Consider the following 9,583-nt stretch of genomic DNA (forward strand, 5'->3'; position numbering starts at 1 on the left):
CTCAATTACCGACTTTCCGCTTTTATCTCAGCAATACCACTGAAAAACTAAACGGATGATAAGAAAAAAGCGCCTGACGGCGCTTTTAATTAGAAAGATTTAGACTTTAGCTCTTCGAGCAAGGATTGCTGAAGCGACTGTTTGGGCTCTTGCCCAAACCCACGTAACCCAACCACGTGCACGTGTTCATGATCTTTAAAGACCTTACGAACCAATTTATAGGTTGTGCCCTTTTCTGGACTAATATTCTCGGGAGCCGCGATCAGTAGTTGCATATCCAATCGTTCACATAATTCGAATAATGTTGCGATCGATTTACCATCCAAACGTGCCGCTTCATCTAAGAACAATAAACGACAAGGGATAATGTCTTTACTGCGTAAGCGGCGCGATTCTTCTTCCCAGCTCTGAATAACCATCAATAAGATGGATTGACCGGTACCAATCGCTTCACCAGTAGACAGTGCACCGGATTCCGCTTGCAACCACCCATCAGAGCCACGGTTAACCTCGACACTCAACTCTAAGTAGTTGCGGTAATCCAATAGCTCCTCGCCCAGCACTTGTGGAGAACGCTGCCCCATATCGATATGTGGGTTAACACGCTGGAACAATTTCGCCATTGCTTCCGAGAAGGTATATCGGGTACTCTCAAACAGGTCACGATGCTGATCTTGCTGATCAGAAAGTCCTAAAAGCAAGGTTTCATGACTTTCGCGCACTTTCACGTTCAAACGCACACCTTTCACCTGACCAAAACCAATATTAGATAGGCCTTGGTTAAGCATTCGAATGCGGTTCTCTTCGCGTTGAATCGTTTTACGAATGATGCTTGAAACGGATTCAGAACTGATTGCCAATCGATTTTCCCGTTGGGTCAATTCCTCGGTTAAACGAGCCAGTTCAACCTCCATCTCTTCAATGGCTTCAACTGGATCATCGGTACGAATAATATCTTGGCGAATACGTTCACGTAGATGTTGGTAAACGGCAATATAGAACAATACCTTACGTTCTGGATGAGCATTGTCTTCAGACAAGCGTAATGCATCACGTAAATCATCATTGTTTGCCACCGCTAAACGCAGCGCACCTAATGATTTATCTGACATAGAGCGCAGTTCATCGGCAGACAAATAAGCGAGTTCACGCTTATGTAAACGACGCTCAACGTCATTTTCACGCGCAAGACGCAATACCGAGCACCAACCGGCTTTTGCATTCACGACAAATAAACGTAAGTCTCGATATTCCTTCTCTAATTTCTTCAAACGCTTCGCTAGAGATTTCATCTCGAGTTCACTGGATGTCACGATACGTTCACATTCGCTCTTGCGATTACGCATTGCATGTAAACGCTCTTGCAGCTCATTACGGCGATACTGTGCTCGTTCCAGAGCTGATTCATCAGCTTGAACACCCAACTCTTGCAGTTCTTGCTTAAACTCTTGAACCGTCTCTAATTTCGCTTGATGAGAACTTTTCAGTGATGCCAAGACCTGATTGTATTGGTTAATCTGTGTTTGCGCTTGTTTTAGTGCTTCACGGCTACGAGTTCGCTGAGTTTCAGCTTGGGCCAATTTAACTTTAAGCTGCTCACTGAGCTGACTACTTTGATTCGATAAATCAACCGAATCTGAGTAGCTAAAATAGTGACGACGCTCAACCAGATCAGATAAGGCAAAGATTTGTGATTTCAAGGTTTGCAGTGCTTGGTCTGCGGCTTGATAGTCACGTTCTAACGCATCAAATTGTTCAGGGTCACCATCTAGCGACGTTACGACAGCCTCTAGCTCTTGTGCCGCTTTACCGTGTTTAGCAATGAAGGTTTTCGCCAGATCTAACTGCTCAATTTTTTCTTCAATTTCAGCCAAACGCTCGGTAAGCGTATCGTCTTCGATCAATGCCATATTAGGCACGATTTTATCCAGCGCTGACAATGCTTGCTTACTGATCTGACGTTGAGAACGTTGCTGATGCTCTTGATTCTCAAGTTGAGACAATTCACGTGTCACTTGGTTACGACGATCGCGCGCAGTATATAAAGCTTGCTCAGGATCTTGTTGGAATGCGACCTGGATATGCTCAGCAACAAATTGGTTCAACGCTTGGTATAAACGCTGCAATTTCTGGGCGTCAAACGCGGCTTTCGCATGCTGCTCTACTACTTCTTCACGCTCTTCACGCAATTTTTCTAACCGTTGATCTCGTGCAGCACGACCAAACAGTGGAATCTCAGGTAAACGAGAGTAACGCATTTGGCGATCGTTAAATTGAACGCAAACGGCCCCTTCTAACTCTTCAGCATCAAACGAGCTATCATCGAATGCATCAACATCACCTTCAATCAGGTAAAGATCTTCAGGGCAGTCATCGAGTTCTACCAAACGTTCTTTAATGCCACTGAGATCAGAGACAACAATCGCATGACGAGCCGGGCCATACATGGCGCTAAAATATGGTGCATCCGCAATCGTAATATCGTCATAAATCTCAGACAGTAGAACGCCACCAAGCGTATCAGCCAATCCTTTCAGACGTGGATCATTCGAACCACCAGGTGAAGAGAGACGAGAGATTTCACTCTCTAGTTGCTCACGACGCTCAGCCAACTTGTCTTTTTCAATCGATTGTGTTTTTTCTTCTTCTAACACAATCTGCATCTGACTCATTACCGACTGACTATCGGCTAATTCCGCCCCACTCTGCTCACGTAGGCTTTCAAGGGCATCATTGGCTTTAATCCAGCTAGGTGCTTGTGTTTCTAAGCGAGAGATTTCACTGCTGAGGTCTTGCTCTTGCTGGCGAAGAACACTGCGTTCTTCACGTAGCGTTTCGTAAGACACATCCAACTGTTCAATTAACGCATTATGACGTTCGTACTCTTGTTCTGCAGTAATTTCATCTTTTAATTCAACATGATGAAGTTGCTGGTATTCATCAACTAAACGACGTATATGGCTTTGCTGCTCTGCGCGGCGAGAGAGATCACGTTGCTGGGATACCCACTGATGTTCGTTGCTAACGGTATGGCCTGCATCACGAAAAGCACTCAGCGCTGATTTCGCTTCTTGCGCCGCATCACTGCGGGCTACATCACCTTTAATAGTTTTAACTAACGCATATGCTTTCTCAAATTGCTCAGCCGCTGCCGAAGACATATCCAAACGATGTTTTAGCGATAATAGGGTTTGAGTTTGAGAATCTTGCTGTTTACGTAATGAAGAGACCACTTCGATGGCTTTATCAATGGTCAGGTCATCATCACCCAATAATTGACGAGCTTTATCCAGCGCTTGAACCGCTTGTTGATACTGCAACGCACGTGTTTGCTGTACGTCTAATGCTTGTTGGTAATCGGCAAGTTGCGTTTTTAAGCTATCCACTTCTTCTTCAGAAATGGTGGCTTGTTCTTCTGCCATGATTAAGCGCTCTTGCGCTTCTTCAACGACCATCATTTGCTCTTCAAGACGAATATTTAGTTCTTCTAAATCATCTTGATAGCGTTCAATTTTTTCTTGTTGGCGCAACGCATTTTGCACTAATTGTAAATGGTCAGAGGCACCTTGATAATCTTGCTCTAGCGCCCCTTCTTGCTCTGCAAACTGTCCCAGCTCTTCTTGAACGCGGTTTAACACCTCATTATGTTCAATTAAAGCGCTGCGTGTTTCAAACAATTCACGGCGCAACGTCAATGTATGATCCACTTTGTTGCGACGCTCATTGGCGTGACGCATATAGTCTGCCGCAACATAGTTAGTCGATTCAGTGATCAAATGCTTGAACAGATCACGGTCGGCTTGCGTGGTTTTAATCGCTTCTAATGTCAGACGGTTTTCACGCAATGCCGATTCCATATCTTGGAAGGCTTTTTTGACTCCACCGTTTTGTGGCAACAAGTAGTCACGCAATGAGCGAGTAATGGCGCTCGAAATACCACCGTATAGTGATGCTTCAATCAAACGATAGAACTTAGAGCGATCACTGCTGTTACGCAGTTTCTTAGGAATCACCCCAGACTCGAACATTTGGCTATGGTAGTCGACAACAGAATTAAACGTTTTAAACGTCACACCTTCTAAAGCGGCTACTGCGTCTTTTACTTCGTTAATCTGACGAACGCGAGCTTGGTGCTCAGATACCGTTTCAATTAACACATCTGTCGGTTTCACATGACTTGGTAGGCCTTGGATAACAAAAGGTTTGATATCGACTTTTTTATCGCGCCCTGCTACTTGCTGCAATTTAACCGCAAACAACAGGCGTTGTTTACGCGAGTTAACGACATCAAGCGCCGCATAACATGTACCTGGCTGTAATTTACCATATAGCCCTTTATCACGTGAGGACTGCGAACTGCCTGCTTCTGTCGTATTACGAAAATGAAGTAAGGTTTGATCCGGAATTAACGTGGTAATAAAAGATGCCATGGTGGTCGATTTACCTGCACCATTACCACCAGATAGCGTGGTGACCAAGTTATCGATATCAAATGTCCGGGCGAAAAAACCATTCCAGTTGACCATGGTCAGTGATTGATATTTACCTCTGTCAATCATGCTTCACCTTCTAATTCAGTCTGTTCATCATCATAATCTTGTTCATCTAGCAATGTCGGCTGATTAGGCTCTTCATGATAGACCACTGCTTCACCATCGCGGATAAGGCGCAATTGTGCTTCACGCATATCATCACCGACACGTACGTCAGCACCAAAGCGAAACACCGCTTCGGTAATACGAAACTTCATGGTTTCACCGACGTTAATAATCATGCCTAAACGACGTAAACGGCGCAGCGATGTGCGAACTTTATCGAACAACTTTTCTTTATCGAGATCTGAGCCACTGGCACGATTTGTCACCAGTTTCATCAATTTCTTTTCGTCGGCTAATTGCATGAGCTCTTCATACAATTCTTGGTTAGTAAAAATACCTTCCTGTGCCAAACGCTCTGGACTTAAATAGAGAAAACACAATACCTTACCGACAAGCATATCCAACTCAGATAACACACTACGGCTAATCAACGAGGTTGAACGGGGACGAAGATAGAAAAAACCTTCAGGTGCGCGTACGAGTTCCGTGTTATAGCGCTGGTAAAATAGGGCTAAATCTGTTTCGAAATCACACAAGAAAGTGTGGTTATCCATATCATCACTTGAGATATGACGTCCCGCACGCAATAAGCTGTCTAGTTGCGGGAAAAGCGGATTTGCAATCGCTTTGGCCAGATTATCTGGCATGTATTCATTAGTATCGGTCAATGACATTTGCTTGTACCTTTGCACCAAATTCGTTAATCGCTTTCCAATCGGGCTGCACTGCTTGATAATCAGAATCTGAATATCCTAGGCGCACCGCTTGATCGACAACAATTCTGGCTAAATCAAAATGGTGAGTTCGCGGATGTTCTGCGAGGTAATCACGTAAGACTGAACCCAAATCAATCGGTTTATTATGGTCTTTAAATTCTTTCAGCATTACGCCGACGCGCTCGGCAAGCTCATCATTAATGCGTTCAAACTCTTCATACTCTACTTCTTCAGGTACAATCCCGGTCACTTCATCATCACGTAACACTAACGCTTCATCACGCATATCACGTAAGCGCTCTGCATCAGCAAAAGTGAGGAACCAAGGTTGCTTGAAGAAATCGGTAACAGATTGGCGTAAGCGCTGACTAAAGGCCCTATTTTGGTCCATGTCGATCGCTGTACGAATAAACTTATGAACATGGCGGTCATAACCAATCCATAAATCAATCGCCTGCTGGCCCCAACTGATGATTCTGTCGAGTTTCATCTGTAAACCAAATAAGGTCTCTGCTATAAACTCTAGTTCATCATTACCGTAGATGGTCTCTTGAATATCAAGAATTTGGGTTTGCAATTCATCCCCAGCGGCTTGCAAAGTATCTTGCAATTCTCGCAAGGTTTCTGACGTTTCAGATAATAACGTTTCACAACTTGAAATCGCATCGCGCCAATCTTGATTTAACAGTTCAGCAATTTGGTCTTTCACTAACTGCTGCTGTTCATCCATCACCCGCTGGTTGAGGTCGATTTGATCGAATATTTCGCCCACGGAGTACTTTAATACCCCATAGACATTTTTGCGCCATTCTTGTGGAGTGCCACTTTGTGTCGCCGCTTCAACCGCTTTACTCATTTCTCCAGCCACCATTGAAAGCTGGATAGAAAGCTTGAGTTTAGAAAATTCACGGTGGCGCACATAGTAATCGGTGATACCAATGGCCAAAGGAGAAAGCCGGTAGATACTTGCGCCATCGGTCACTTCGCTAGTGAAACGCCGAATCAAACGCTGTGCTACCAATTCATTAATTGCATTGTTGGCACGAAATGCAGAGGCTTCACCAGTCTCTTCGAACATTCGTGTCACAATTTTAAATGCATCTTGCAGCTCACCTTCCCCTAACTCTTCATCAAAGCGTTCACTACTCAATACAGAGATAGCAATTAAAAACGCCAGACGCTCAGATGTTAGGTTCAGTGAGAAATCGTGCTGTTTCACCCAACCGACTAATTCATCAATCGGCAGTTTGTCAGCAGTATGAGTCAACTCACTCATTCTTATTCCTGTTATTGTTTCTTCTTAGCCCACACATGAATGTATCGGCCTAATGAGAGGTACGGCTCTTGTCGGCAAAATTTTCGTTCTAAAGCCAGTACATCTTCATGTTGGTATTCGCCCATGTTTTGCATATTACCAATATAATCACTAAAACAGCGAATTCCGGTCTTACCACAAATTTCGAACCCTGATTGTTCTATCCATTGGTAAACATCTTCAGGGACTAAGCCTTTCTGCGGTTGTAACTTAAATCTCTTCTTATGGGGCATCCCATTGAGAATGTGGGGAATATTTCCGCACACGACATTTTTGTACACCAGACCGTGATAGTTATAGAACATAATCGATGCCATGCCACCAGGTTTCACTTGATTAAGTAAATTTTCCAGTGCAGGTCTAGGTTCTGCTAACCATTCCATCACGGCATGGAACATTAACATATCAACCGGGCCGGCCAAATGCTCCTGAACCGATTGAACTGGTGAATGGACCAAGCGATATTGCTCAAGTAGCCCATTTTTTTCAATGTCCTGCTCAGCCAAACGTAACATTTCCGAAGATAGATCACATAACGTCACCCGATGACCCAATTTGGCTAATTTTTGGGACATTTGTGCTAACCCACCACCAGCATCTAGAATATCTAAACACTTGTCAGCGACGGGCAAATGAGTTAACAATTGTTCTATGTCTTCCCAAACAATGACTTGGCGGATTTCACCTTTGTCTGAGCCATAGATGTTTTTTGCAAATTTGTGGGCAATATCGTCGAAATTGCGATCTTTAGTCACGGCAGCTTGAGTTATGATAACGAATCGTTCTGCTATTCTGTCATAGGAATGGCAGGAATAAAGAGAGTTTCGTGTATTTTACTGTCAAGTGCTGTTTTTTCGGACTATTTTGGATATGTTTGAGCTGAAAAAAATCATTTCGTCCCTATTTATGCCGCTACCAGCCCTGCTGATAATCGGATTTATAGGCTTATTACTGATCATGTTTACATCCAAACGTAAGAGTGGATGTTTCATTGTGTTATTTTCTCTTACTGGTTTGTTTTTAATTTCATTCCAACCTGTGTCATCCCGTTTGTTGATGCCATTAGAGCGCCAGTACACTGCGTTTCTTCCTGTCGATGAATCCATCGATTACGTTATGGTTCTTGGTAGCGGTCACGTTGTTGACGACCAAATTCCGCCAACATCGGAACTAAGCAGAACGGCTCTGATGCGATTAACCGAAGGCATTCGTATTATGCGCATGTATCCCGGTTCTAAACTGATTTTGTCTGGTTATGCTGGTGGCAGTGAATTTAGCCATGCTCGCATGTTAGCCCAAGTTGCGCTCTCATTAGGAGTACCAAAATCTGAAATAATTTTGTTGGAAACAGCGAAAGACACGTGGGAAGAAGCTCGCCAAGCCGCTGCATTCGTCCAACAGAAAAAATTAGTTTTAGTGACTTCTGCCGCTCATATGAAGCGAGCTTTGTATGAATTTCATTCAGCGGGACTTTCCCCTCTTCCTGCGCCAACCAACTATTTGGCGCAGAAAAACATCGCTCAGCCATGGGAAAAATACACACCTAAAGCACGTTATTTAGAACAAACGGAACGCTATTGGCATGAAACCATGGGCCATTTATGGCAAATTTTACGTGACTGGGTCACTGGTTATCATACACAGGCAATTGGGGCTGCAACCAATACCGATGCCGAACCCGTAGCACCGAGCAGTGACGATAAATAAAGTCGTGTACTGAAATAACATTTATAAAAAAGCCCACAACTTGAATTGAAGTTGTGGGCTTTTTATTCACATTATTGCATCAGTTGCCAGCGAACATATAACCTTCTCCATGCACTGTGACAATAATCTGTGGTGTTTTAGGATCCTGTTCCATCTTCGAACGAAGTCGACGAATCAATACATCAATCGTTCTGTCATTAGGTGCATCAACTCTGTGACTGATCATATTTAATATCGCTTCTCGTGTCAGTACTTGATGAGGATTCGATGCTAATGCCACCAATAATTCATATTCAGCTTTGGTTAATTTTATCGGTTCACCATTTTGACTCAATAATCGACGTTGAATATCAAAAGACCAATCGCCAAAATGTATTTGTTGCTCCGACTGGTCTGCACCACCTTCTCGAGCTTTACTCACACGCCATATTAAGTTTTTCACTCGAACTAATAATTCGCGTAATTCAAAAGGACGAGCGATATAATCGTCAGCCCCCATTTCTAAACCAATAATACGATCGATGCTATCTTCACGACCATTAACAAGAATAATGCCTACATCTGAATGACTGCGTAGTTCCCGAGTGAGCATTAGGCTATCGTCCCGAGCTAGATGAGCATCCATTAATACGACATCAACCAACTGGTGTCTGAGGATTTCACGCATATCACCGCCAGTCTCTGTCTCTGAGACGTGATAGCCTTCTTGTTTGAAGTAATCGACCAGCGTTACACGCGTGTCTGCGTCGCCTTCTACGACTAATAAGTGATAACTCATAGACGTCACTTGATTCCGGTAAATTTAATACCAGTTCATTCTATTCATAGTTGGTAACAATTCTAGAGTTCCGCTACAAAACCTGCTGCTTTATTGATTCAAAACAAGCTTATATAAAGTTTTAGTTTCATTACAATACTCTAAATTGAATATTTAACAGGATGAAACACAACCTTTAACTATTTATATTTAACTCGACTGTAAATAAGGGTCACATCCATAGATAAAAACAAAATATTTTAAATAGTTGTTCATATTTAATAGAATGATTTTTATCTTTTTATTTTGAAGAAATTTTTAAATAAGAGGTTATACCCAAGTAACCTCAAGATGCTGTTTCAGCGGGAATGTATTCGCTCTTAGGCAAGGCACTGATTTGAAGACATAGTCATTCTACGTTGAAAATCAGTAACACAGCCTAGGAGCGAATAAAACTCGCCCTTTGGGAGCTCATCAACAAACCTATTTC

At 43.1% G+C, this 9,583-nt stretch carries 6 protein-coding genes; 1 reads left to right on the forward strand and 5 read right to left on the reverse strand.

The genetic code is table 11. The features are described from left to right. Positions 1–89: 89 nt before the first annotated feature. From mukB to cmoM, 4 genes are read right to left on the reverse strand one after another with little or no spacing between them, the layout of a single operon-like run. Positions 90–4,559: a chromosome partition protein MukB gene (mukB, locus tag F9817_RS18650; RefSeq protein ID WP_161157680.1), complete on the reverse strand. Its 4,470-nt coding sequence runs from the start codon at positions 4,557–4,559 to the stop codon at positions 90–92. Then, complete coding sequence (gene mukE / locus F9817_RS18655) at positions 4,556–5,272, reverse strand: chromosome partition protein MukE (protein ID WP_161157681.1); 717 nt, start codon at positions 5,270–5,272, stop codon at positions 4,556–4,558. Before mukE ends, mukB begins: the two co-directional genes overlap by 4 nt. Then, a complete protein-coding gene (gene mukF, locus F9817_RS18660; protein ID WP_161157682.1) occupies positions 5,253–6,590 on the reverse strand; it encodes a chromosome partition protein MukF in 1,338 nt (445 codons plus the stop codon). The genes mukE and mukF overlap by 20 nt, the downstream gene beginning before the upstream one ends. A gap of 11 nt (positions 6,591–6,601) precedes the next feature. Then, entirely contained in the window at positions 6,602–7,384 is a 783-nt protein-coding gene (cmoM, locus tag F9817_RS18665; RefSeq protein WP_161157683.1) for a tRNA uridine 5-oxyacetic acid(34) methyltransferase CmoM, read from the reverse strand. Positions 7,385–7,499: 115 nt separating this feature from the next. Between cmoM and elyC the strand changes: the two genes are divergently transcribed. Continuing rightward, entirely contained in the window at positions 7,500–8,336 is an 837-nt protein-coding gene (gene elyC, locus F9817_RS18670; protein ID WP_161157684.1) for an envelope biogenesis factor ElyC, read from the forward strand. A gap of 79 nt (positions 8,337–8,415) precedes the next feature. On the opposite strand, the gene torR is transcribed toward elyC, so the two are convergent. Beyond that, a complete protein-coding gene (gene torR / locus F9817_RS18675) occupies positions 8,416–9,114 on the reverse strand; it encodes a two-component system response regulator TorR (RefSeq protein ID WP_161157685.1) in 699 nt (232 codons plus the stop codon). Positions 9,115–9,583: the final 469 nt, after the last annotated feature.

The organism is Vibrio eleionomae (genome assembly GCF_009874545.1).
Lineage (GTDB): Bacteria > Pseudomonadota > Gammaproteobacteria > Enterobacterales > Vibrionaceae > Vibrio > Vibrio nitrifigilis.

Coding starts and splice junctions, on each gene's coding strand:
- mukB (WP_161157680.1), bottom strand. CDS start 4,559: ATGATTGACAGAGGTAAATATCAATCACTGACCATGGTCAACTGGAAT.
- mukE (WP_161157681.1), bottom strand. CDS start 5,272: ATGTCATTGACCGATACTAATGAATACATGCCAGATAATCTGGCCAAA.
- mukF (WP_161157682.1), bottom strand. CDS start 6,590: ATGAGTGAGTTGACTCATACTGCTGACAAACTGCCGATTGATGAATTA.
- elyC (WP_161157684.1), top strand. CDS start 7,500: ATGTTTGAGCTGAAAAAAATCATTTCGTCCCTATTTATGCCGCTACCA.
- torR (WP_161157685.1), bottom strand. CDS start 9,114: ATGAGTTATCACTTATTAGTCGTAGAAGGCGACGCAGACACGCGTGTA.